This window comes from Waterburya agarophytonicola KI4, from assembly GCF_020640915.1.
Taxonomy (GTDB): domain Bacteria; phylum Cyanobacteriota; class Cyanobacteriia; order Cyanobacteriales; family Xenococcaceae; genus Waterburya; species Waterburya agarophytonicola.
Genome location: NZ_JADWDC010000026.1, coordinates 34,269 through 59,296 on the forward strand (window position 1 = coordinate 34,269; position 25,028 = coordinate 59,296).

19 protein-coding genes are annotated in these 25,028 nt (G+C 39.5%); 6 read left to right on the forward strand and 13 right to left on the reverse strand.

All coding sequences use genetic code 11. The features are described 5' to 3' along the window. Nucleotides 1–4 precede the first annotated feature (4 nt). The 6 genes from I4641_RS11790 to I4641_RS11815 all read right to left on the reverse strand — a co-directional run bounded on the left by I4641_RS11790 (nt 5) and on the right by I4641_RS11815 (nt 7,740). Nucleotides 5–1,168, reverse strand: coding sequence for a glycosyltransferase family 4 protein (locus I4641_RS11790; RefSeq protein WP_229640726.1), 1,164 nt, complete (start codon nt 1,166–1,168; stop codon nt 5–7). A 37-nt stretch (nt 1,169–1,205) separates the two neighbouring features. Beyond that, nucleotides 1,206–2,549 (reverse strand): oligosaccharide flippase family protein, encoded by a 1,344-nt coding sequence (locus I4641_RS11795; RefSeq protein WP_229640727.1) that lies wholly within the window; start codon nt 2,547–2,549, stop codon nt 1,206–1,208. Between the two features lie 94 nt (nt 2,550–2,643). Continuing rightward, on the reverse strand, nt 2,644–3,513 hold the full coding sequence (gene hepC / locus I4641_RS11800) for a heterocyst development glycosyltransferase HepC (protein WP_229640728.1): 870 nt from the start codon (nt 3,511–3,513) through the stop codon (nt 2,644–2,646). A 31-nt stretch (nt 3,514–3,544) separates the two neighbouring features. Next, nucleotides 3,545–5,752, reverse strand: coding sequence for a GumC family protein (locus I4641_RS11805; protein ID WP_229640729.1), 2,208 nt, complete (start codon nt 5,750–5,752; stop codon nt 3,545–3,547). Nucleotides 5,753–5,801: 49 nt separating this feature from the next. Then, nucleotides 5,802–6,908, reverse strand: coding sequence for a glycosyltransferase (locus tag I4641_RS11810; RefSeq protein WP_229640730.1), 1,107 nt, complete (start codon nt 6,906–6,908; stop codon nt 5,802–5,804). 466 nt (nt 6,909–7,374) lie between these two features. After that, entirely contained in the window at nt 7,375–7,740 is a 366-nt protein-coding gene (locus tag I4641_RS11815; RefSeq protein ID WP_229640731.1) for a thiol-disulfide oxidoreductase DCC family protein, read from the reverse strand. 169 nt (nt 7,741–7,909) lie between these two features. Between I4641_RS11815 and I4641_RS11820 the strand changes: the two genes are divergently transcribed. Further along, nucleotides 7,910–10,567 (forward strand): calcium-binding protein, encoded by a 2,658-nt coding sequence (locus tag I4641_RS11820; RefSeq protein ID WP_229640732.1) that lies wholly within the window; start codon nt 7,910–7,912, stop codon nt 10,565–10,567. 20 nt (nt 10,568–10,587) lie between these two features. Here the strand turns inward: I4641_RS11820 and I4641_RS11825 are convergent, their stop codons facing one another. The 3 genes from I4641_RS11825 to I4641_RS11835 form a co-directional block, all read right to left on the reverse strand. Beyond that, nucleotides 10,588–11,403: an SDR family oxidoreductase gene (locus I4641_RS11825; protein ID WP_229640733.1), complete on the reverse strand. Its 816-nt coding sequence runs from the start codon at nt 11,401–11,403 to the stop codon at nt 10,588–10,590. Nucleotides 11,404–11,411: 8 nt separating this feature from the next. Then, nucleotides 11,412–14,012 carry a TIGR03960 family B12-binding radical SAM protein gene (locus I4641_RS11830; RefSeq protein ID WP_229640734.1) on the reverse strand — a complete coding sequence of 867 codons (2,601 nt, stop codon included), beginning with the start codon at nt 14,010–14,012 and terminating at the stop codon, nt 11,412–11,414. Nucleotides 14,013–14,176: 164 nt separating this feature from the next. Further along, nucleotides 14,177–14,662, reverse strand: coding sequence for a DUF4079 domain-containing protein (locus I4641_RS11835; protein ID WP_229640735.1), 486 nt, complete (start codon nt 14,660–14,662; stop codon nt 14,177–14,179). 235 nt (nt 14,663–14,897) lie between these two features. On the opposite strand from I4641_RS11835, the gene I4641_RS11840 reads away from it, so the two are divergent. Then, on the forward strand, nt 14,898–15,785 hold the full coding sequence (locus I4641_RS11840) for a pentapeptide repeat-containing protein (protein ID WP_229640736.1): 888 nt from the start codon (nt 14,898–14,900) through the stop codon (nt 15,783–15,785). 12 nt (nt 15,786–15,797) lie between these two features. Here I4641_RS11840 and I4641_RS11845 read toward each other — a convergent pair whose 3' ends face one another. Together I4641_RS11845 and I4641_RS11850 are read right to left on the reverse strand one after the other, a co-directional pair. After that, nucleotides 15,798–17,240 carry a DNA phosphorothioation system restriction enzyme gene (locus I4641_RS11845; RefSeq protein ID WP_229640737.1) on the reverse strand — a complete coding sequence of 481 codons (1,443 nt, stop codon included), beginning with the start codon at nt 17,238–17,240 and terminating at the stop codon, nt 15,798–15,800. Between the two features lie 124 nt (nt 17,241–17,364). Next, nucleotides 17,365–17,535, reverse strand: coding sequence for a hypothetical protein (locus I4641_RS11850; protein WP_229640738.1), 171 nt, complete (start codon nt 17,533–17,535; stop codon nt 17,365–17,367). Between the two features lie 192 nt (nt 17,536–17,727). Here I4641_RS11850 and gshA point away from each other — a divergent pair, with 192 nt between their 5' ends. The 3 genes from gshA to ygfZ all read left to right on the forward strand — a co-directional run bounded on the left by gshA (nt 17,728) and on the right by ygfZ (nt 20,498). After that, nucleotides 17,728–18,873 (forward strand): glutamate--cysteine ligase, encoded by a 1,146-nt coding sequence (gene gshA, locus I4641_RS11855; RefSeq protein WP_229640739.1) that lies wholly within the window; start codon nt 17,728–17,730, stop codon nt 18,871–18,873. 92 nt (nt 18,874–18,965) lie between these two features. Continuing rightward, a complete protein-coding gene (locus tag I4641_RS11860) occupies nt 18,966–19,421 on the forward strand; it encodes a tRNA (cytidine(34)-2'-O)-methyltransferase (protein ID WP_229640740.1) in 456 nt (151 codons plus the stop codon). A gap of 42 nt (nt 19,422–19,463) precedes the next feature. Then, entirely contained in the window at nt 19,464–20,498 is a 1,035-nt protein-coding gene (ygfZ, locus tag I4641_RS11865; RefSeq protein ID WP_229640741.1) for a CAF17-like 4Fe-4S cluster assembly/insertion protein YgfZ, read from the forward strand. A gap of 48 nt (nt 20,499–20,546) precedes the next feature. On the opposite strand, the gene I4641_RS11870 is transcribed toward ygfZ, so the two are convergent. After that, a complete protein-coding gene (locus I4641_RS11870) occupies nt 20,547–20,831 on the reverse strand; it encodes a hypothetical protein (RefSeq protein WP_229640742.1) in 285 nt (94 codons plus the stop codon). 4 nt (nt 20,832–20,835) lie between these two features. After that, on the reverse strand, nt 20,836–23,199 hold the full coding sequence (locus I4641_RS11875; protein WP_229640743.1) for a two-partner secretion domain-containing protein: 2,364 nt from the start codon (nt 23,197–23,199) through the stop codon (nt 20,836–20,838). Between the two features lie 185 nt (nt 23,200–23,384). Here I4641_RS11875 and I4641_RS11880 point away from each other — a divergent pair, with 185 nt between their 5' ends. Next, nucleotides 23,385–24,944 (forward strand): metallophosphoesterase family protein, encoded by a 1,560-nt coding sequence (locus tag I4641_RS11880; protein WP_229640744.1) that lies wholly within the window; start codon nt 23,385–23,387, stop codon nt 24,942–24,944. Nucleotides 24,945–25,028 lie beyond the last annotated feature (84 nt).

The window sequence follows — 25,028 nt, forward strand, 5'->3', positions numbered from 1 at the left end:
AATTTCAATTAACTTGGAGCATTTTAGGGCTGAAGGCTGGCTGTTTAAGCAAATACTGCTGTTCAAAAAGGTCGAGATATTTACTTGCGGTACGATTCCAACTATGATTTTGAGCGATCGCCATTCCTGCCTGACCCATAGCTTGACCCACTCTCGGATTAGCTGTTATTTGGGCTATAGCATCCGTTAGAGCATCCACATCTTCTGTATCTGATAAGACAATTCCCGATTCGGGAGTCACCAAAGCAGCTACTCCCATTGCCTCAGTTGTAATCACGGGTAAAGCACTTGCCATTGCTTCTAATACCACTAGTCCAAAAGTGTCATATCTTGATGGCACGACAAATAAATCTACCCCCCGCATAATTTCGGCAATATCCCGTCGAAAGCCAAGAAAATGAACGCGATCGCTTAGACCTAATTCTTCAGCTAATTTGGGATATGGACTGCCTGGCAATTTTCCTGCCACTGCCAAATGAACGTTTGGTAAAGACTTCAAGGCTTGCAGTAAGGTTTCAAGATTTTTACGCGGTAGCTTAATATCTCCCACAAACAAAGCCAAGGTCACATTTTCTGGTAGCCCTAATGCTTTTCTGTCTGCTGTGCCTGGATAAAATTCTGTTAGTTCTACTCCATTGTTGATTACACTGATTTGAGATTTATTAATCTCCTTTGCTATTAGTGCTTGACGCAAAGTTTCTGATACTGCCACCAACGAAGGTGCTGAAGGAAAAAGCTTGTTTTGCCAAAACGAAAACCACTTACCAACAATTAAATGATAAAGACTATAAATCGTTGGTCTAATTTGCCAGGGGTGAAAGGGCGATCGCAACCAGGTATCAAATAGAAAATGACAGGTAAAAATGTCTGCCCCTGTCCATAATCTAGCATCACTCACATGAACCAAATCGAATTCGTGACGATGTCGATCTAACCATTTGGTTGCTCGATAGCCAAAACCTGTAAAGGACAAAATATGAGTTGGCAAACCTTTGGCGGGTAATTTAAAACAGGAAACGCGATCGCTTTCTAATAACTCTGGGGCAATATTTCTAGCTACCAGAGTTACTTCATAACCTCGACGAATAGCTTCTGCTGCTACTTCGTAATTAACTCTACCTTCCCCAAGATTTGTCAAAAAATTGACTGCTACCAAACAGATTTTCATTTTTATAGATTTTTAAATAATAAAAGCTGGCTGATTATTAACTAATTTTTTTCTGTTTCCTGCGGGCTGATTGAAAAATGAACGCCAAATCCTCCCTATTTAATAAAAGACTAGGAGGCTTGACTTTCAAGACAAATCCATAGCTTAAATACACCAAAAGCAATCTAATCGAACTCGAACATAGTAATGCCATTCCTGCCCCTTCCAAACCATAGATAGGAATTAGCAAAAACATTAGAGGAACACTGAATGCCACTCCTAAACCCTGGAGTAGAGTAACAAAGCCTGGTTTCCCCACCGCCATAAAAGCCTGAAGAAAAACCCAGACAGTGCCACTAACTATAATTTCTACCAGTAAAATTCTAAATACAGCGATCGCTGCTAGAAATCTTTCTCCATAAAGAGCGTCCAGCACCAGGGGAGCAAGCAAACCAACTACAATTCCAGCACAGCAAGTCAAGGCTAAACTAGCTCTTACTGCCCTGCCAGTTGAGGCAACCACTTCCTCTTTGGGACGACCAGCCACCGAGGGAAAAAGCACTGTGACAAAAGAGGTCTGAAACACACTCATCATGCGGGACAAACTGAGGGCAACGACATATATGCCTAAGTTATTGCTGCTTAAAAGACCGACAATGACAACCTGGCTAAGTTGACCAGACAGAGTTTTGACTAGCTCGACTCCATAGGAGCGAATACCATAGCCTACTAGTAAACGATAGGCATTTTTCAAGCCCACCCAGCGAAACTTAAACATATTGCGTAAATAGCCAACTCTAGTGGCAAATACAACAATCCCTGGCAAAACATACGCCATTGCTGCGTTGTAAGAAGTCATGTTGTCAGATGCGACAAATCCCACCAGCATAATCAATGTGCCTACTGGCATCATGTATTTTCCAACGTTGGAAATAGCAAATTGAGAAGAAGCCTCTAAAGAAACAGCAAACAACTGAGCTAAGAGAAAAATTGGCACAATGGGCATAAACAGCTGTGCTGTACGAATCATCCCAGGGGGATATTGAGACAGCCATCGGGGTAAGAACATAACGCCCACAATTGCCGAAGTAACACCCAAAATCGTGCAAATAATCACCGCAGCCGAAAAGAATTTGTTTCTTTGTTCTGGATAGCGTCGCAAATTGTAAACCAAAGCCGAGGGTATGCCGAGAGTAACCACATTAGCGAGAAATTCTGGCCACAAAATCAGAGCTGCTTGTTCCCCTCTTCCAGCAGGACCAAGAGTTCTAGCCGTAATCATTCCCGTCAGGACATTGATGCCCAAGATTCCAATCATCGTCATCATGGTTTGGGCGGTGGCAGCAACCGTACCTTTCCCTTCAATTAGCCACCTGGCTTTTTTGCTTAAATTTTGGAGCATTTAATATTGATTCCTTGATGGTGACTGTAAGATAACTAGGTGACATAATTTGGTCGGGCACTAAATTGTTGAAATGAGTGCATTTCATTCCTGCCTAAAGTTCGACGATTCTGCTGGCAGGATCTTTGGCTCTAAATGAGCGGAGTAAAGCAAGGGCAAGAATTTTAAAATCAGATAACACAGACCAATGGCATAGGTAACTATAGGCTTTGGTTGATATTGCTCTTAAATCTGTTTTCGGCGATCGCCAAGGAGTAGTGCTAATTACCCCAGGAATACTATTTAATACTTTGCGCTGAGTAGAATTTAGATTGAGAGTTTCTTCTATTGAAAAAGGATAATGACCGACTAAACTCATTTCTCCCCGCATTACATTGATTAGTTGAGGAAGCTTATGTATTCCTAACCGAAATCCTTGACGACTCCAGAAACTAGGAGAATTATTGTCTGCCCAATCAAAAGTCTGGAAGATCAAACCTCTTTTTCCGACGCACCATCGCTTGTCTAGGACAGGCTGACCAAATAATTTTCGTTTAAAAGCGATCGCCAATCCCAAAGGAGAAAGCAGCAGCAGTATCAAAGAAACTGCAACTAAATCAGCAAACCTTTTAACTTTCCAAGCTATAGTGCGATGTATCAAAAATATATTTAGATCCGAGCTAATATTCAAAAATACTTGCTTGCCAGATTTTTTCGCTGCTATCACCCAATTTTTCACTTCTGTTTCACTTAGATTGGGGGTAACACGGATACGCTTAATGGGAGACTTTTGGAGACAATTAAGCAACCACCAGTCTGACTTTAAGGCGATCACATCTACCGAATTGAGGTCGCGATCGCTTTTAACCATTAACATCTTGTCGCGCCATTTTAAATGGCATTGACCCATGGAAGAAGAACTTGTGCCAATCTCTTGGTTAGAGCCGATAGTTCTGATTTGAGTTATCTGTACATAGTTGACCATTATTTTTACTTCCTAAATTATTTAAGTACTTTTAAACCTGGGCATAGGGTAGATAACGCTTGTTTTTCAGGTATCTTTTTTGGATTTCTTTGGAGTCGTTTGCCACAATTCCCAAAAGATTTAGGCGATCGAGTAGATTGAACGTTTCGGAAACCTGGGTAAAACTGGCTTTTTCTAAACGAGCTACTACCACAGTTCCACTACAGCAAGAGGCTATTTTGATGGCGTCTACCATGCCAATAGCAGGAGGAGTATCCACAAGCACCAAATCGTACCTATCTTCGACTTTCCAAATAAACTCTTGTAGTCTTTCCGAACTAAGCAATTGAACAGGGTCAACCGTGATCGAACCAGAAGTCAAAACATCAATACTCAAATTAGAAAGGGCAACCGTTGATGTGTTTGGGGTTTTGGTTCTTCCTGCCAATAAATCAGACAGTCCAATATCATTAGTAATTCCTAATTTGTCATGGATACTGGGACAACGTAAATCTCCATCAATTACTAAAACCTTTTTGTGACGACGAGCTGCGCTTAAAGCTAGTCCCAAAGTGATAGTAGATTTGCCTTCCTCTGGAATTGCACTAGTTACCGCTACAGATTTAACCTTGGAATCTTGCTTAGTTAGGCTATTTTGAATGTTTTCATAGACCATATCGAGAGATTCACGAAATGGCAGCCATTCAATGATTTTAATCGGTAATTCTTCAGAGCGATCGCTAGAGAAAAAGGGTAAGCGAGCGACAAATCCATCCTCTTTTACTTTGGGCAACCCAGGAGTAGTACCCAACAAAGGCAAATTAGCTTTATTTTGTAGTTGTTTTGAGCCACGAATTTTATTATCAGAAGCTTCAATAACGAAAACGCTAACCGAGCCAGCAAAGAAAGCAAAGATAGTAGACAGTGCTATATCTTTTGGTAAACTAGGTCCAATTTTTTCGCCTGATTGGGGTGGCTCAATTACTTCCCAGCTAAAACCACCACGATTGATAATGATGCCAATTTCTTGACGATATTCGAGTAATTTTTTTAAAGTTGCCCGATTTACTTCTACTTCCTGCTCTAAGCTATTGTATCTGGCGATTAGATTAGGAAATTCATTAAGTCTTTGCTTGAGCTTTTGCTCGGTTTCTGCCAAACTTTTTTCTCTAGACTCTAAAGCCCTCAACTCATTTTGAGCAGCGCTCAAAGCCTGTACTTTTTCTAAATCTCCAGGATCTAGAGGGCGACGATTTTCTAAGTTATCAATTTCTGCCAACGCCAACTCATCTGAACCCAAAATTTTCTTAGCTTCTTGTTTTAGCAGTAGTTGTTTATTAGCACGCTGATTCAATAAGTTTTGAACTATCGGGCTAGATTCAGTAAATCTGCTTCTTTGTTCTTCTAGCTGTAGATCGACTTTTTGTAGTTCATCCAACAAATTTTGATAGCGAGTTGATAAAGTCAATCTGGCATCAGTTTCGACTTTTGCCCCTGTATCTGAATCAGCCAAATCCTCTTCGAGCGCGCTTTGCTTACCTTCATATTGGCTGTACTGAGCTTTAAGTTCTTCTCTCTTTTGTTGAATTTCTTTCAACCCTTGCGACATATTGAGAGCTTCTGTTGAAGGAGCAATCAAATTATATTCAGTCAACAACTCTTCTAAATTTCTTTCAGAATTAGTCAGCTTGGCTCGAACTTCAGGTATTTGCTCATTAATGAAGCTTAATCCTTCTTTTAATCGTTTACTTTGCTGGTCTAAATTGTATTCCAAATAAACTTTTTGAATTGCCTCTAAAACTTGAAGAGTTTTCTTAGAGCTATCACCTTTAAAATTAGCCTGGAAAATTTTAGTTCCGACCTCTTTTTTATCTTCTTGTTCTTTCAACTGGGTTACCACTAAATAATTTTTAATGTCTTCGGTGGTAATGTCAGGATAATTAGATTTCAATTCTTCTACCGCCCGACTAAGCAACTGAGAACTACGCATCAGATTGACTTGAGTTGCATAGTCAATTTGTACTGTTGATTGAGTAGGATCGAATTCATCGCTATCGTATTTACTTTGATAATTAGGCTCAATTAACAACTGCATTGAGCTTTCATATTCAGGTTTTTGGGCAAAGACAAAAGGTAGAGCAAGAGCCAGAATCCCGCTAAAAACACCAACAAAATAAGACCTTCGTCGCCAAAAAATCGAAAATAGTTCTGCGTATCCTAGTTCCGTAGAATTTTCTAAATTATAAATATCTTGATTCATGCCGTTAATCCTTAATATAGTTGTTTAATTAGTTAGACATTCAAGACTTCTAGTTGAAAATTTCTAGAGCAGACGAACCGTAAAATTCTCCAACAATTTGTTTAACCTTGCTAAAAAATACTCCCTCAGAAAAGTTGTTGACTGCGTGGTTGCGAATTTGGTGATAATCCCAATCTGTTTGTTCTGCTTTACTTAGGGCATTGTGCAAAGCTTCTGGAGTCTGAGGTGAAAACAAAATTCCTGTTTCACCGTCAATCTGCGTATCGAGAACTCCACCAGCACCGTAGGCAATTACAGGAGTACCGCTAGCATTTGCTTCTATGGGTACTAAACCATAATCTTCTAGAGCCATGACAACGACTCCTTTAGCTTGCGACATCAGCTGATTGCGAAAGTCGTCTTCGACGTAACCCAAGAATTTGACGTTTTCTAGAGCTAAAGATTCTAATTTCTCTCTTTCTGGTCCATCCCCAATAATGATTAAGGGCAAGCCCAACCAGTTGAATGCTTCGATTACGATATCAAGACGTTTGTAGCTAATCATGCGAGAAGAGACTAAGTAGTAGTCATCTTTAACATCAGAAAAAATAAATTTGTTGGTATTAATGGGGTAGTTGACTGTTAAAGCATTTCTTTTGTAGAGTCTTCCGATTCTTTCTGCAACAATACTGGAGTTGGCAATATATAAATCTGGCTCTTGGGCATACTCCACATCAACTTTTCTGATCAGGTTAAAGATTTGGTTGATTAGGGGAGAAAATGACCTAAAACCACTGTTTTCCTGGAGGTATGTTCTGGTATCCCAAAGAAAACGGGTAACATTGTGACAAAAACAAATGTGCATTGCCCCTGGTTTTTTGCGTACAGCTTTAGCAAAACAAGAAGTACTACTGATGATGAGGTCGTATTCTTGTAAATCTAAAGAGCGAAATGCTGGATAGTAAAAAGGTGCAAATAAGCGAAAGTAATTAGTTACTCCTGGAATATCTTGAAGAAAAGTAGTATTGACTTCTCTTCCTTCCATGTCTACTGTTTGGTCTTCATTATATATAGATGTATATATATCTCCTTGAGGAAAATAAGAACAAAGCATGGCAAATATTCTTTCTGCCCCACCTTTTTGCGTTAAGTAGTCGTGAACTAAAGCTATTTTCATAACAGAATCAACCTGTGGATGTTTATTGGTTAGAATTTGATGTTTATCTGACCCTTCGCTTCGGTTGCATCATTTCTGGCATTTCAAATATATAATGAGGTTCTTTATCTGGAGTATTAACAAGCAATATCAATAGTTTTTGCTGAATTTGTCTTAAATTTAGTTGAGAAAATAATATCTTGAATGACCAATAGCTTTAGTAAGGAGGAAGTAAGGTTTTAGTAATTAGGTAGTACTGCAAACAAAACAATTGTGAAAGTTTTTGCAAAAAATGTATTATGTCGTAATTTAATCAACAGGAGCGATCGGCAAATGCCCACTAAGAATTTTCTTCTAGTAAAAGAAAATTCTTAATAATCTAGGATTTATAATCAATTTATTGTCCTTTTTCCCTTAACTTTTACCCTTTCCTTTAATGCCACAAGCAGATTACAGATCAATTGCAAAATCTTAGTATATGGAGTAATTAGTCAAGTTTTCTTTCGCCAAACCATTGATAGCGATTATCTCTGATCTGTTCGTAACTGCGATCGCCTAGCCTCTTCATACCTGGAATAGCACGATAAGCATTAATAAATAAATCTCCTAAAGGTAATAAGCGAGCAATCTCTTCTGCGGCTTCGCTACCTTGCCATCTTTTGTCGGGCTGACTGGCATCAATCAAAATCATTCCTGCTTCGCAGTCGTTGGGGGTAATACCAAATTCTGCTAAAGCCGATTTATCTTGCATGGGTATATAAGCAAAAATGTTTTCTCGATCGAATTGTTGAAGTATTTGGGAAAAATTAGTACAGAGATTGCATTTGCTATCGAAAACAACGTGATATTTCATATTTGAGTTTTTAACTATTCTAAAAAAATGTTTATAAATATGCTCTGATGTGAATTTTATGTTTAACAGCTTACGTTTTTTGATAAAGGCTAATAAATCAATAGCCAAAAAAGAATAAATATCAATCAAACTGGCAATCTTACCCACGTAAATATTGGAGTTACATATCTTGGCTACATCTTTATTTAACCTTAATAACTTAAACGGTAATAATGGCTTTAGAATTCCTGGTACGACTCAAGACGATCGCTTGGGGACAAAAGTAGATCTTACGGGAGATATCAACGGAGATGGGATTGACGATCTGATCGTTAGCTCGATCGATGGAGGAAACCCCAGCAATAGTCCCTACAGCTATCAACAGAGCGATCGCCGTGGTGAAACCTATGTTATTTTCGGCACGAGAAATGGTTTCAACTCTAGCTTCAATTTAGCTAATCTTAATGGTAGTAATGGTTTTATCGTTAGAGGTATCGATCCAGACAATAACTTAGGTAGTGCAATTTCCCTCGGAGATGTTAACGGAGATGGAATTGACGATCTAGCCCTTGGCGCGCCCTATGGAGGGGGAAAACTCACTAGCTATGGTGAAGAATATAGTGTGGGAGACGGTAGAGCTTATATCATCTTTGGCAAGCGAGATGGGTTTACTGCTAGTATCGATTTGGCTTCTCTCAATGCTAATAATGGATTGACCCTGGGGGGTATTGATTTTCAGGATAACTTAGGTACTTCTATTACCAGTGCAGGAGATATCAATGGTGATGGCATTGATGACTTAGCAGTTAGTGCTGCCAATGCGGGAAAAACAATTACCAATAATAATGGTTATAGCTATAGCGATCGCCGAGGTGAAGCTTTTATTGTCTTTGGCAGCAGAAACTTTAATTCTCCTCCTAATTTGGCACAACTGAATGGTAGCAATGGCTTCAAGATTGAGGGAAAAGCTGCTTATAACAATTTAAGTGATGATTTGAGTAATGCAGGAGATATCAATGGCGATGGTATTGACGATCTGATTATTGGTACTTCCGCAGCAGGAGACGTTTTAGATAGTCCTTATGCTAATGGCGATAGTGATAGGCGGGGGGAGAGTTATGTTATTTTTGGCAGCAGAAACGGTTTTAATTCTCAGCTAAATCTCAATAGTCTCAATGGAAGTAACGGGTTTACTATTGGAGGAATTAACCCAGAAGATCGTTTGGGGAATGCGGTTAATAATGCAGGAGATATTAACGGCGATGGTATTGACGATCTGATTTTGGGTGCAAAAACAGCCAATCAAACTGGGGAATATACTGCTGAAGGAGGAGTATATGTAATTTTTGGCAAAAACAATAATTTTGCCCCTCAATTCGATCTGAGCAATCTCAATGGTAGTAACGGCTTTGCTATTCCAGGGTTAAATCTAGACGATAACTTAGGCAATGCCGTGGCTGCGGGGGATATCAATGGGGATGGTATTGACGATCTGATCTTCGGTGCTAATACCGCAGGACAAACCATACAAGGGTTTGAGGGCTATAATTATAGCGATCGCCGAGGAGAAACATATATTTTATATGGTAAGAACAAAGGTTTTGCTGCTGAAATTAATTTGGATAGTTTAAATAGTGCAGATGGTGGCAAAATTGCTGGAGTTGGGACAGAAGATCTGTTAGGTAGTGCCATCAGTAGTGGTGGAGATATTAATGGCGATGGTATCGATGATTTTGTGACTAGCGCGCCTGGGGTTGATATTGGAGGAGAATACACCAAAGAAGGTGAAGTATATGTTGTTTTTGGTCAAAAAGATGTAACTTTACTAGGAATTAACGGTACAAATGGACCTGACAAAATAAACGGAACTTCTAACGGCGATCTTATTTCTGGTTTGGGTGGTAACGATATTATTAATGGTAAAGGTGGGAATGATACTCTGCGAGGAAATGAAAACGATGACTTCTTGGTAGGGGAATTTGGTGATGATGTCTTGTTTGGCGATGATGGTAGCGATCGCTTAAATGGTCAAGCTGGCAACGATACTCTCGATGGAGGAAATGGCAACGATACTCTTATGGGTGGCATCAATGATGACAGTCTTAATGGTAATGCTGACAACGATAAGATTTATGGTCAAGCTGGCAACGATACTCTTAATGGAGGAAATGGCAACGACATTCTCAATGGAAACGACGGCTTCGATCTACTCAATGGCAATGATGGTAACGATAGTCTCAACGGTCTAGCTGGTAGAGATACTCTCTTCGGCAATGATGGTGACGATATTCTCAGTGGAGGAAGTAGTCAAGACTTGCTGTATGGTGGATCTGGCATGGATCGAATGAATGGAAATAACAATGCAGATGAGCTTTATGGCAACGATGGCAACGATACTCTCAATGGAGGCAATGGCAATGATACCCTGAATGGAAATAGGGGTAACGACATTCTCAATGGTAATGAAGATAATGATGTTTTGGATGGTACAAAATTCAAAGATGAAAATTTTGGTTTGAATGAAAGAGATACTCTAATAGGGGGGACGGGTCGCGATATCTTTACTCTAGGTAATGACGGAAGGGTTTACTATGATGACAAAATTAGTGCTAGTAAGGGAATAAGTGACTTTGCTGTCATTAAAGATTTGGAGGTTGGAGAAGATACTGTTAAGTTAATGGGCAGAGTAGAGCAATACAGTCTCAATTTTTATCGAAATGGTTCGGGTAATTTTAATGCGGAGATTGTTTATAACCCAGGTAACTATCTTTTAGGGGAGTTGATTGGGGTTTTAGAAGATGTTCCCAGCAACTTGAATATTACCGATCCAGTATTCAATATTATTTGATAATAAAAGCCTTTAAGCCGTTAGCGATCGCATTTTTGAGAGCTAACGGCTTTGGTTGCGATCGCATCAACCAATTTTGGTGCGAATAACTTCAACCACAGACCTAATTTTCCCTTGAGAGTCATGACTAACTCTCGTTTGCGTTGCTGCATTGCTTTCAGAATTAAATCCGCACATAACTCAACCGACATAGCTGTTTTCTGCTCGTTATTCAACGTAGTACTAATAGGCTTGCCATCTCCTCCGATAACGTTATTCTGACGAATCTCTGTGGCAACAAAGCCAGGAGAAACAACCAAAACATCAACCCCCGCATCCTGTAATTCAATCCGTAAAGAATCACAAAAACCTTGTAAAGCGTGTTTGCTAGCTGCATACCCACTACGAGTCGGAACGCCAGTTTTGCCCGTCAGAGAAGAAATAGCCACCAGTAAACCAGCGGATTTTTTGAGATGGGGTAAGGCATAGTGAGTACAATAAACCGCACCGAGATAATTGACCTGCATTATCTTGTTAAACAGAGTCAAATCTTCAATCTCATCGAATCTCGTCCACATGCTCATTCCTGCATTATTAACCAGACAATCGATCGCGCCAAAAGCAGTCAAACTTGCCTTGATTAATTTTTGACAAGCTTGTGGATCGATAATATCAGTCGGTACAACAATTGGTTTACCTCCCGCTTTAAGACATTTTTGGGCAGTTATGTTTAAATCAGCCTCATTTCTCGCAGCTAATACTAAATTAGCTTTTTCTTGTGCCAATTTTATAGCTAATGCTCGACCAATACCCCTAGATGCTCCAGTAATGATAATTGTTTTATTGGCAAATTTCATCCTAATTATTAATTCAAAATCAATTGCTGGCGATGCACGTTGAGTAATTGCACCTCAACTTTAGCGACTTGTTCCAACATATAAATCAAATTATCGGGAGATAAATTAGTACCATCATTGCGACAACTACCAGTAAAACAAATTTCGGCTCGATCGCCAGTTTCCGATTGCAATGTTAGAGAGAAAAGGCGATCTCGTAAGTTAATCTGCTTTTTGTTACCCGATTTCGTAAATTTCTCCCAAATAATTTCCTGACTATTATTAATCCCATCAAGCCACTGTTGCCATTGGGGATTTTCAGCCTGTACTGTAATTAAATACTCAGCTTTATCCATGATGCGACTGGCATTAAGGGATTTAAGATCTACTTCTTCAATCTTATAAATAGGGATATTTACGGGTAGTTGTTCGGCTAATCTGGTACGGAATTGTTCGGGATCTATTTCTTCGGTTAATTCAAAATCAACTATTTCACCGTTGCTAGTAATACCCAAAGATAAAGCGTTGGCAATGGAAATTTTAGGGCCAGGATGGTATCCTCCAGTAAAGGATATAGGTAAGGCTGCGCGACGAATAGCGCGATCGAAGAGACGAACCAAATCTAGATGACTAATTAGCCCCATTTCATCTATTTTACCAAACCACATTCTCAGTTTTTGAGCTTTCTCTTGGTTGGGTTTAAAGTGTCCCGCAAACTTAGGGATTTCTGGTGCTTCAACTACAATATTGTGTCCGAAATCCGTACCGCAGACACCACAATGGGAACAACCCTCAAAAGCACAGTCGGGTACGGTAGCAGCATCTAAAGCCCTTTGCAAGTCATCTTTGAGCCATTGTTTATCAATACCCGTATTCAAATGATCCCAAGGTAAGGGCGCATTTAAACTATCACTTAATTCACTTAATTCTTCTCCTTGTTCTTTATTCCCTGTTTCTTTCTCCTTAAATATATTCCACTCGCCATTTTCTACCAGACGATATTTCCAAGTCAGATCAGCTTCGGCGATCGCTTGTTCCCATGCGCCATAAGCTTTTTCTAAGTTTTCCCACCAGGAATCCATTCCTGCCCCCAATTCCCAAGCTCGTTTTACCACAGGGGCTAAACGGCGATCGCCTCTTCCGACAAAGTCTTCCATTGCCGAGATGCGGACATCGGTATAGTTGATTTTAACTCCTTTGATACGGCGAAATTCTTCTTTGAGTAATTCTTGTTTGCGGAGAAACTCGCTAGTAGATACGGAATGCCATTGGAAGGGTGTATGGGGCTTAGGGGTGAAGTTGGAAATGGTAATATTAAAGTTGAGACGTTTTTTACTTAACTGAGTACATTCGCGACGCAACCATCTAACTGTCTCGGCGATACCTGCTACATCGACATCAGTTTCCCCTGGCAAACCAATCATAAAGTAAAGTTTAACCTTACTCCAACCACGAGCGACGGCAGTTTGAATACCACGCAATAACTCCTCGTTAGTCAGCCCTTTATTGATTACATCCCGCATTCTTTGCGTACCAGCCTCAGGGGCGAAGGTTAAACCAGATTTGCGCAAACCACCAATAATATCGGCGATGTTGTCATCAAAACGATCTACCCGTTGACTGGGAAGAGATAAAGAAATATTTTCTTCTTGGAGGCGGTTTTTAATTTCCATTCCCACCGCAGGAAGGGCTAAATAATCCGAACAACTCAGGGATAGTAAAGAAAATTCGTTATAACCAGTAGCCCGCATTCCTTTTTCGATCGCATCCACCACTTTTTCGGGTTCGACATCCGTTGCAGGGCGAGTTAGCATCCCTGGCTGACAGAAACGACATCCCCTCGTGCAGCCTCTTCTAATTTCTACTGTAAGGCGATCGTGTACTGTTTCGACAAAAGGTACTAAGCCAATGGAATAGGCAGGGATGGGAGTAGCAACTCGGCGCAATACTCGCTTTGGTACATCAGGATTATTGGGATGAACCGAGCCATCTGCTGCCATATCATAGAATCTAGGCACGTATACCCCAGGAACTTGAGCCAAATCTAGCAATAACTCTGCTTTACTTAGCCCTGCTGCTTTTCCTTCTTTAAGAATAAGACCAATTTCGGGTAACAATTCCTCACCGTCGCCCAATGCAATAAAATCAAAGAAGTCTGCATAGGGTTCGGGGTTAGACGTAGCAGTTTGTCCCCCTGCAAAAATTAAAGGATAGTCTCCCTCATCTCTTTCTTTCCAGGTTAAAGGAATATTTGCCAAACTAAGCATTTCTAGAATGTTAGTCGCCCCCAACTCATAACTGAGACTGAAACCTAGAATATCAAAATCTTGTAACGGGCGTTTTGATTCTAAAGCAAATAAGGGCGTGTTAGTTTCTCGCAACTTGGTTGATAGATCTGCTGCGGGGAGATAAGTGCGATCGCATAACTGTTGCGGTTGAGCATTAATTATATTGTAAAGAATAATATGACCTAAATTAGATGCCCCTACTTCATATACTTCAGGATAAGTCAGCACCCATCGTACTTCCGCTTCTGTCCAAGGTTTATGTACCGCACCAAGCTCATTGCCTAGATATCTAGCTGGCTTCAGTATATTGGCATCAATAGGGTTATCAAAAGTAGCGGTCAAAACGTATATCTCCTTTAGGGGGCAATCATCTCAATTTTATTACTATATCGAATCTCCATAGATAATAGTTGGATGATACTAAGTAAGTCGAAGTGGTCGATGATTTTAAAGATCGAGACAAAAAAATCATCAACTTTTTGTTTTTGCTAATTTTATGACACGCTTTATATCGATAAACCTAATTTCAAGCCAAAGACGGCATGAACTACCATAATAATCAATGCAGCACTACCAACATAAGCATGAATTGTTCTGGCAGTTTCTTTGTTGCCAATAAACCCAGTAGCTGCAATTAGAGCATTAATAGTTAACAAAGAAATTACTATGGTACCTGTAAAAAAGTGAGGACTTTCTAAGATAGGTTGTTCTTGCATGACTAAAGACAAAACACCCCCAGTATAGCCAGACAACAAAAATATATACATTAATGGTGCGATCTTACGGTGATCTGCTTTATTTTTGATTGCTACTTCAGTATTAGTTACAGCCAATGTTCGACCCCGCCATCCAGCTAATGCAACTGCAACACCCATGACAAAAGCCACAATAGCCATCATCAAAGGATGTCCCCAATGTATTATGGGTTCTGGCGTTCCGAGACTATTAAACCAGTCTGCGATCGGCTGTATTGATGTTCTCAAGTTACTCATTGTGATCTTTTATTCACTCTGTCTTAATTAAACTTTACAAGTCTATTTATAACTATACACACTTAGTAGTTAGGATTTGCATTGACTTAAAAAGAAGATTGGCTAGAGTTATAAAGTATGACTTTGTAATTTATCTTAGTCCCACAATAAGACACCAAAAACAATCAAATATTGTGAGCAAAATATGGTCGTGCATATTCACTTTATTGCTTTCATCTCTGAAATATAGATAATCATGAAAGATAGGCAATCTAGCAAAAAGCCACTCGGACAAATTTTAATTGAAGCAGGAATAATATCCATTAGCCAAATTGAAATTGCTCTTCAAGAGCAGAAATATAACGATTTAAGAATTGGCGAAATAATCGTCTTACATGGTTGGACAAAACAAGAAACAGTAGACTTTTTTGCGGAACGATGGTCAAAATTAAGCCAAGAAGAAAAAAAGCCTTTGGCATATTATTTTCAAGAAGCTGGATTGCTAGACATGAAACAGATCAATGCTATCTTAAGATTGCAAAAACTCAAACAAAATAAGGTACGTTTTCATCGTTTGGCAGTCGAACAAGGATATCTCAAACAAATAACAGTAGATTGCTTTGTTGCTCATATTTTAAATACTAGAGACTCCAATACCATAGCCCTGGCAAAGATTTATGAAATACTGGAAAGCTATACCCAAGGAGAAAAAGACTTTCAAGGAATTGAGCTTTGCAAAGCACCTCTGATGGGAGTTAGTTTCCAAGGCATTAAATTAGATCGAGCAAATTTAACCAAAGCTGACTTAACTCGCGCAGATCTCAGTCATTCTAGTTTTGTCGAAGCAAATTTAGATCGAGCAAATCTAACCAAAGCAATCTTCACAGGAGTCGACTTTTCTAAATCTAAATTGACTGGAGCGAATTTTCGCGACGCTCGTCTAGAAAAAACCAACTTTCAATCAGCAGTCTTGGAGGGTGTAGATTTTAGAGGAGCCTATCTAGCAAAAGCGAATTTTGCAGGAGCAAATTTGAAGAAAGCTATGTTACCTTTGCATTATACTTACGAAGTATATTACGACCGCGACACTTTTTTTGACAGTGATTTCGATCCTAAATTTATGGGTTGGAAGATAATGAAATAATCAAAAATAGTTTTATAGTCGATATTGTTTTTGAAGTTGTAATAACTTGTTGGTAGCTTCTGAAGCATTATCGGCTAACTCGGCAAAAGTGAGAAATCTGATTAATTCTTTACGTAAGAGATTTCTTTCTACTTGCCAAGTTTCCCGATCTAAGTTTGGGGGAATGACTATCATGTCATATAGAGTTGCTCGCTTTTTATCTGGATGGGGGCGTAAGATTCTACCGCGACGTTGGATAAACTGACGGGGGTTGCTCGTACTAGCTAGAATAATGGCGGTTTTAATGGCAGGGATATCTATTCCTTCATCTAGGCAGCGAATAGCAACTAAACCCTGCAATTCTCCAGATTCAAATTGACGGCGTAGATTTTCTCTTATCTCTGTGGGCGTATCGGTGGTATAGGAATTGACGCGATAGCCTAATTCTTGTCCCAGAAGACGAGTTACTCCATCTATCTGACGTACATTACGATCTCGATCTAAATATCCATCGCCACAGTAGAAAATAGTGTGGGTGCTATCTAGTCGGGATAGCATTAATTCTTTGAGGCTGTTTAACTTATTGGCTGCACTCGCAACCAGACGCGATCGCTTTGCTAGCAAAGATGTTAGATTGTCATGACGATCAAAGCTATTATTTTTGCTTAAAACCCAGCCAATTTGTTTGGTCAACTTGGCATAAATTAACGCTTCACCAGCAGTCAACTCAACAAATAGGGGATAATATAAATAACGGACTAATGCACCCTGGGCGATCGCATCTTTCAAGGTAAATTCTGGTTTAATAATCGCACCAAAATAATTTATTAAAGCTTCCGTACCCATTTCATCGTATTGTCTTTCGGGAGTAGCAGATAAAGCTAGGCGCAAGCCGATTTTGCGAGGTAAACTAGATTCTAAACGGCTCGATCCTAAGTTATGAGCTTCATCACCCACAATCAAAGTTTTAGCAGGAAAATATTTAAGCTGAGATTGAAACCCCTGACTCATTAAGGTAGAGTTGGTCGTAATAATTGTTATAAAAGACCGAGGTTGGGTATTTAAGTTATATAGTTGAGTTGATAGTTCTCCTTGCCAATTGTCTGCTCGATTCATAGCGAGAATCGGTTGGAGACTGAACTTCTGACACTCTCTCGACCATTGATTGACCAAATGGCGGTAGGGACAAACTATTAACAGTACCTGCAAACCAATTTGTTGATATAATTCTGTGGCGATCGCCAGGGCAATGATAGTTTTCCCGCTACCCGTTGCCATTTTTAATGTTCCCCTTCCCTGATTATCTAACCAATTAGCCACCGCTTGATGTTGATATTTGCGGAGATTTAAGTTACGGGGAAAACAGGGAATTCCTAAATTACTAGATTGATAACCGAAGGATTTTTCTTTTAAACGATTGTTGAGATACTTATATCGATATAAGACAGCTAAATTATGCCAATCTAAGTAATCCACTAATTATCTTGCTTGTCAACAATACTTTTTTATTTGTTATCAATTTATAGAGAAGCCCAGGGTTTCTCAGGGAAACTAATTTTTTGTTCTATTTCCATATTTTAATTGGACTTCTCTTATCTCTCTACTTAGTCGATCTAGCAGAAAGTTCTTCTAAAAGTTGTTTTTGGTCTTTGAGAGCAGTTAATTTTTGCAGTAGCATATCCACTTCTGCTTCTAAATGCAGGTACTTAACCTGCTGATTTGTTTGATAGTACTTTGTTTTCAGTGTTTGATTGGATAACAGGGTTGCCATAAATAAATTTTTATTAATTTGATTTGATTGTATCAGTTTGCGATTTTAACCCACATAAAACTATTTTGGTAAATTATAATCTTTAGATTTGCTAACAACTGCGATCGATTACACTAATAACCGTATAACCTGTCCCGAATAGCGAATAGGTTATATCCCGATATATATCTGTAGCTCAACCAACGAGAAAATATGAGGTTACTGTCTAAAGGTTTTGAAGTAGAAATGTACACTGGTACTCCTCAAGGCGAGATTGTAGGATTGTCAGACAAAATTGTTCGAGCTTTAGATGGTTTTGTGCGCGAACCCGACAGTCGCAATGTTGAATATACCACCGCGCCTTTTTGTGGTTACGATCGCTTGCTCTGCGCCCTATTAAAACCCAGGCAAGCCCTGAGAGACTATCTCAAGCATTTGGGTGACTATACCCTGATTCCTGGCAGTACGATGCCTCTGGGAGGAAGTGATCGCTTTTGTCGCTCCGATCCCAACAACCCCTATCATACTTACATCGAACAAACCTACGGTACTAAAGTTGTCACTGCCAGCATTCACATTAATGTAGGCATCGAAGATCTAGAAGTACTGATTCAAGCCTGTCGTTTGGTTCGGGTAGAAGCTGCTTTATATTTAGCTTTGAGTGCTTCTTCTCCTTTTATTGACAGCAAAGTAACGGGTTCTCATTCCACTCGCTGGCAAATGTTTCCCAAAACTCCTCAAAACGTCCCTTTGTTTGCCAGCCACAGTCATTTTGTTCGTTGGACAGAAGAACAATTAGCAGCTAAAAGTATGCGTAATGTGCGCCATCTCTGGAGTGCAGTGCGTCCCAATGGCGATCGCCGTCCCTACAATCTCAATCGTTTGGAATTAAGAATTTGCGATCTAGTAGTCGATCCTCTCGCTTTATTAGCTATCACAGCATTGTTAGAAGCCAGAATTATGCAAATGATGGCAAATCCCGACATAGATCCTCTAAAACAGAGTATTCTATCTCCTAAAGAATTAGTCACTCTGGCCGATGGAAATGAAATAGCAGCAGCTCGTAATAGCTTAGATGGCGAATTGCGCCACTGGCAAGATGGCAGAAAGATTACAGCAAGAGATTGGATTAATGAAATTTATGATGATGTATATCCTATTGCCAAACAACAAGGATTTGCTTGCTTCTTATCTCCCCTGAAAAAAATTCTCCGCGAGGGTAATACCGCCCAAAAGTGGCTGACACTCCATAGTCAGGGAATGTCTTTAAAAGAAATTATTCAACAAGATATTCAAAATATAGCCAAGCAAGAGCGCGATTTAGAATATGCTGTCTGTCAATCTGCTTTAATGGCATAGATTGGGGTATATCTATCCCATTGAGACGAGCAATAAAAGCTTGCTCATTAACACAGAAAATTATCTTATTTGCTTACCCTCCCACTGGATAAATGGTTAAAATAGTACTGGTAAATCCAGAAATCCCCCCCAATACTGGCAATATCTCTCGTACTTGTGCTGCGACCAAAACAGAGTTACATTTAGTCGCACCGTTAGGATTTGAAATTAGCGATCGCTACTTGAAACGTGCGGGGCTGGACTACTGGCCCTATGTAGATTTACACTACCATGAGAATCTAGCTGCTTTTTGGCAAGAACACGATCAAAGAGGCGGTAGATTGATTGGTTTTAGCGTTCGCGGTACGAGTAATTATCTCGACTGTCAGTATCGAGAAACGGATTGGTTGCTCTTTGGTAAAGAAACCGCAGGATTGCCACCAGAAGTTATTGATGCTTGCGATAAATTAGTACGGATTGATATTGCCGAGCCTAATGTACGGAGTTTAAATCTTTCTGTTAGTGTCTCTGTGGGTTTATTTGAAGCAATTAGACAATTGACGGTTTAAATAATTGGTTAAATATTTTAAAGATTGAGTAATTTATCAACAATGAGTTTACAAGAAGTTCAACAAGCAGCAGGAGCAATTTTTAACAAAGAGGGAGTTGCTTTAAGTTTTGATAATGAAGCAGCAGCTTTAAAAGCAGTCGAAGGTGGAGTGGCAATATGCGATCGCTCTCATTGGGGCATTATTAAAATTACAGGGGAAGATCGCTTGCGTTATCTCCACAATCAAAGTACCAACGATTTTGAAAAGCTACAGCCAGGAGAAGGTTGCGATACGGTATTCGTTACCTCCACTGCTCGTACTTTAGATCTAGCTACCACCTATGTTACTGAAGATTCGGCGATCGCCTTAATCTCTCCCAATCGTCGCGAACAATTATTTACCTGGCTCGATAAATTTATTTTTCCCTTCGATAAAGTCAAATTAACCGATATATCTTCTCAATTCTCTGTCTTTAGCCTGATCGGTCAACCAAGTAACAGTTTACTATCCCAAGTAGGTACGGAAAATATTACTCTAGAAAAAACAGGCTCTCATCAAATAATCGCGATCGCCGATCTTCCCGTCAGAATTGCCTTAGGAAGTGGCTTGGCTACTCCTGGTTACACTCTAATAACCGAGCAGGAGAATGCAGAAGCGGTATGGGCAAAATTAGTTAATTCTGGAGCAATTCCTTTAGGAGAAAGCTTATGGGAAAGCTTGCGGATTCAACAGGGTAGACCAAAAAGTGACCTCGAACTTACCGAAGACTATAACCCTCTTGAAGCAGGGCTGTGGCAAACAATTTCTTTTGACAAAGGTTGCTATATCGGACAAGAAACCATCGCTCGTTTGCATACCTATAACGGAGTCAAGCAAAAACTCTGGGGAATTAAATTAGATCGAGCCGTTGCACCCGAAACCCCCATCACTCTTGAAGATAAAAAAGTAGGCATACTTACTAGCTGCACCGATACCGCAGCAGGCAGCTATGGCTTAGGCTATATCCGTACCAAAGCTGGAGGCGAAGGCTTACAAGTTCGGGTAGGGGATGCTCTAGGAGAACTTATTTCTGTTCCCTTTATTCAACATAAATAAGGCTATTTTTATTGATTATTTATTTAATAGCCTCGTTCCTCGATTCCCTTAACTACAACCAGAGATTGCAGCGTTAAATATTGCTTGTTGGGTTCTTTGGTCGGTGATACCACTTTGCTTGATATAATTCTTGGCTAAATTGCTTGCACAGCTACTGCACTGAGAACCATATTTTCGACAAGAACTAGCCGAAGCATTACGAACATCATTCAAATTAACACCCTGGGCGATCGCGCGGGGTTGATTAAACATTAATAAAGTGGCGATCGCAGAGGCAACAAAAAGTACCACAAGCCCGATTTTTTTAGATGCAAACATACTTTTGATTTTCATGATTTTAACCTTGATTCATGCTGTTTTGACAGTTTATGTACCCATAAACACTTGGCGACACCGTATCTGGTGTAGGATAGGCAACTAAGACAATTTGACCGTCTTCTTGGACAACTACTCCTCGTGCTGGAATAATTTCCTGGTAGAGATCTTCACTAGTAGAGTTCTGCTTTAAAGTTGCTCGATCAAAAGAGTTTTGACCATTTATATAAATATTTTCCGAAATAAATGGTTGATTAATATTGAGAGGAGTACCAATTATATTTTTAACCGTCAAAGTACTACCTTGAGCATCATCTACCGTACAGGTGCGACTAGTCACATCATTAGAATCGAGAGGATTGTTGGTCAAATCTACTGCTCCTTGGAGAGCATCCACATTAGATGTCGTAATCGATACTGTACCGTCCAAACCATCAACCCCCGAACTAGCATCGATATCGTTGCTCGAATCCATTTCAGAACCTTCAGCAATGCCAAAGATAGATTCAGAAGTAATATTGATCGCGCCCCCTAATCCTCCTGTAGCACTGGCTATAATATCGCTGCCTGTATTTTGAGCGGGAAAAGCAATTATAGATGCTGCTTCAATCCTGATATTGCCACCATTGGCATCACCATTTGCTATAGCAGAAATAGTACTATCAGCTCGTAAAATTAAGTTTTCCCCTAAATTCAAATTAATATTTCCAGCAAAGACTTCTAGTTCTCCTGTAGCCGATTCTGAAGATACATTAGAAGCTTCTATAGAAGAGTTATTTATCGTTAGAGAATTAGCTTTAATATTAACAACACCCGCAGAACCAAATGATACAGTTCTAGTACTCAACTCCGTGCCATTACTCAAGACAACACCATCAATGGCATTAAGATCGATATTTCCTGCATTTCCGTTACCGAGAGTTCCTGTTACCAAAGAGCTATTATTAATTGCGATTGAATTTCCTGAAATAAAAATATCTCCTGCATTTCCTTGAGTATTGAGATTGGAAATCAGCCCAATATCAGCAAGTTCTGGGGGAAATTCACTAAATTTGTTGACACGACTAATAAGATTGTAGTTGTCAATCTCGATCGCTCCTCCTTGAATGCTTAATGTTCCTCCCGTTTGTCTGTCTGTCAGACCTTCGCCACCAAAGGCATCAACAAATATCGCTGCTTCTGCTAAACTTGCATTCAGATCGGAATCGTCAAAAATATCGATTTCTGCTACTTGCGTGCCAACAAGTTCGATTTTTCCCCGATCTAAAGTAGCAATTGTAATGTCACCACTACGACCATCGCCGAAATTGCCTGCATCAATTCTAGTATCTTCGAGCCTAATAGATGAATCTGCATTTATAGTTACATTTCCCCCTCGATCTATGGCAGAATTGCTCGTGCTGTTAATAAAGCTATCGGTCAATATAGTAGACTCTCTGGCATTGATAACAATGCTGCCACCATTTTTTTCTTCCACAAGAGAACTCGAAACCAAATTAGAGTTGATAATTTTGATGTTTCCCGCCAAAGAATTAAGCTCAATTGCACCACCATCACCTAAAGTAGAAGATGTATTGAGGGATGGCATTCTGAAGGTAAAATCAGCGATCGCATCTCCTCTAATCTCGATATTTCCTGTAGCTTCCAGATTAATACTGCCTCCTGGTGCAGTTGCCAAACCTCCATCAAAGAGAATATTACCAGCATTAAACCTAATTGATTCTCCTTCGTTTACTTTTAATCCCACAGGAGGAGAAAAATCGAACTCAGGAAAGTCTATATCTGAAACAGGTGCATCGGGATCGAAATCGGGTGATTCGGCAACTTCTTTATATTGAGAACGATTAACAATTTCTGCGGAATTATTCCTTAAATCCAATCCAATTGGGGCGTTAATTGCCAGTAAAGGAGGATTTTCTAAATCTACCGCGCTAAATTCCCCATTTTCAAAGATGATCCCCCTGGCAGTGCTAGCCAAAAAAGAACCTCCAATATCCAATCTTGCACTTTCGCCAAAAATAATACCTGCGGGATTAATCAAAAATAGATTGGCACTATCGTTAGCTTTAATCAAGCCATCTATATTAGATGTATTTCCCCCCGTTACTCGACTGAAGATATTAGAGATATCAGAAACATTATTAAAAAAAGCCGTATTATCTGTCGGTACAGAAAAATCTTGGAAGCTATGAAAGAGATTAGTACCTCTAGTTATACCTCCCTCGATTTCTGCAATATTACCACTTTGGTTTACTTGAGTATTGGCTGTGCCATCAGGGGTTATCTGAGCAAGTCTTACTTCAGCTAGAGTGATATCGGCTCTAGCACCAAAAAAGCCCAATACACAAATACCTATACGCAGCAAAGGAGAGAAAACTTTGGGCATCGGTAATTAAGTTATGAGAGAAAATTTATAATTTCAACAATAATACCATTTCCAAGAGTCTATTTTGTTTAATTTTAGATTGCCTTGCGATCGCTTATATTGCTGATCTAGCCATCACAAGATAGTTTTATTTTTTATTTGGGAAACATATTAATAATCCAAAATCTAATTTATGTCCTCATTCGATGAAATTTGCTTTCGATCCGCCGATCTCAGACAAAATTGCTCGAATGCAACAAAGAGTAAGGTGGCAAGATGAGGCTTTCCGAATTCGCAAAATAGATCAGACTCAATTAAATATAGACGATCGCCAGGGCAATAATTCTGAGTTTTCTTTTTTGGTAGTGGGAGACACTGGCTGCAATGGAAACAAGCAATATAGTCCCCAGCAGCAAGTAGCCCAATTAATGCTGCAACATCAAAATGAAGTCAGTTTTATTTTGCATACAGGGGATGTTGTCTATGAGGTAGGTTCAAAGGAATATTATCCGCAAAACTTTATTCATCCTTACCAGGAGTTTATTGTTAGCAATAAAATGCCTCCTCCAACTCCTTATGATCGCATTACTTTCAAAATCCCTTTTTTACTCGTTCCAGGAAACCACGATTATTATAATTTATCTCTACCCCAGAGCATTTTAGCTCAGGTTGCCAAATCATTACGTTGGCTCAAACGCTCTGGTAGTAATTTGAATCTGGGTTTATTTGGCTCTGATGTAGGGGAGATCTACGCCAAAGCGTTTTTAGACTATACTGCCGATTTAACCACAGAAGAATTAGCTCACCACTTAGACCGCCACTATACTGCCAAATTCCAAGATAGTCTCTGTTTGAACTATCAACCCCACCGCTTCACCCGTCTGCCCAATCGTTATTACAGTTTTCGTTATGGCAATCTTGATTTTATTGCCCTCGATTCTAATACCTTTAACACCCCTGTACCCATTGCCGACACACCAGAAGGGGCAAAGTTACGGGAACAGTTAATAGCCCAACTGGAAACATTAGATCGACAATACGAGCAATTAAAATCTAATTCTCAAAAGCTCGATCTGGGCAATCCTTTCCAACAAGATTTGATGAATGATTATCAATTAAAATTACACCAAATTTCAGATAAGCAGAAAAATATTCACCAAAAATTACAAGCCGAAGATATCTCCTTCGACTACGAGCAGTTAAATTGGTTCAAAAACAAATTAATTTCATCTTGGTCAGATTCGACAGTTAGGGGCAGAATTCTCTATTTTCACCATTCACCATATGTTACTGAATCGACTAAATATCAGCTAGAAGAGACTCTAAAAGTACGCCATCATCTCCGCCAAATTCTGAATCAAGTCACTCAAACTCTAAAGGGATATAATCAAAGTCGTCCTCTGTTAGATTTGGTGATTTCTGGTCACGCTCATTGTTTCGAGCATTTGTATACTTTTGATACAGGATATGCAGATTCTGATATTAATTGGTTAATTTGCGGAGCAGGAGGGCATAGCGTTCGTCGTCAACGTCTCGAAGGAGGAATTCTTACAGAAATACAGGGTGCTAAAACTAGAGAAGTTGCTCGATCTCGTTTGTTTTTGGGGTGCAAAGGTCATGGTATCTATAAAAAGAGACCTTATTCTTGTTTAAGAATTGATGTTGGAGGAGAAAATCGCTCCCAATTTCAAATTCGTCCTCTAGTTGCCGAACAAGCTTATCAAAACTGGTATCATTATCAACCAGATTCTTTTGCGATCGGTTAACTGCTAAATTGATCTAAGTATAATTAAGTAGATAAGTAGCTAGGTGGAATTAAATATAAAACGCTCCAAACAGTAATTACCAAG

Bases quoted from the DNA above. Each gene is read 5' to 3' on its own strand.
- I4641_RS11810 (WP_229640730.1), bottom strand. From the start codon at position 6,908: ATGAAAATAGCTTTAGTTCACGACTACTTAACGCAAAAAGGTGGGGCA.
- I4641_RS11815 (WP_229640731.1), bottom strand. From the start codon at position 7,740: ATGAAATATCACGTTGTTTTCGATAGCAAATGCAATCTCTGTACTAAT.
- I4641_RS11835 (WP_229640735.1), bottom strand. From the start codon at position 14,662: ATGAGTAACTTGAGAACATCAATACAGCCGATCGCAGACTGGTTTAAT.
- I4641_RS11870 (WP_229640742.1), bottom strand. From the start codon at position 20,831: ATGAAAATCAAAAGTATGTTTGCATCTAAAAAAATCGGGCTTGTGGTA.
- gshA (WP_229640739.1), top strand. From the start codon at position 17,728: ATGAGGTTACTGTCTAAAGGTTTTGAAGTAGAAATGTACACTGGTACT.
- I4641_RS11790 (WP_229640726.1), bottom strand. From the start codon at position 1,168: ATGAAAATCTGTTTGGTAGCAGTCAATTTTTTGACAAATCTTGGGGAA.
- I4641_RS11795 (WP_229640727.1), bottom strand. From the start codon at position 2,549: ATGCTCCAAAATTTAAGCAAAAAAGCCAGGTGGCTAATTGAAGGGAAA.
- I4641_RS11875 (WP_229640743.1), bottom strand. From the start codon at position 23,199: ATGCCCAAAGTTTTCTCTCCTTTGCTGCGTATAGGTATTTGTGTATTG.
- ygfZ (WP_229640741.1), top strand. From the start codon at position 19,464: ATGAGTTTACAAGAAGTTCAACAAGCAGCAGGAGCAATTTTTAACAAA.
- I4641_RS11840 (WP_229640736.1), top strand. From the start codon at position 14,898: ATGAAAGATAGGCAATCTAGCAAAAAGCCACTCGGACAAATTTTAATT.
- I4641_RS11850 (WP_229640738.1), bottom strand. From the start codon at position 17,535: ATGGCAACCCTGTTATCCAATCAAACACTGAAAACAAAGTACTATCAA.
- I4641_RS11880 (WP_229640744.1), top strand. From the start codon at position 23,385: ATGAAATTTGCTTTCGATCCGCCGATCTCAGACAAAATTGCTCGAATG.
- hepC (WP_229640728.1), bottom strand. From the start codon at position 3,513: ATGGTCAACTATGTACAGATAACTCAAATCAGAACTATCGGCTCTAAC.
- I4641_RS11805 (WP_229640729.1), bottom strand. From the start codon at position 5,752: ATGAATCAAGATATTTATAATTTAGAAAATTCTACGGAACTAGGATAC.
- I4641_RS11825 (WP_229640733.1), bottom strand. From the start codon at position 11,403: ATGAAATTTGCCAATAAAACAATTATCATTACTGGAGCATCTAGGGGT.
- I4641_RS11860 (WP_229640740.1), top strand. From the start codon at position 18,966: ATGGTTAAAATAGTACTGGTAAATCCAGAAATCCCCCCCAATACTGGC.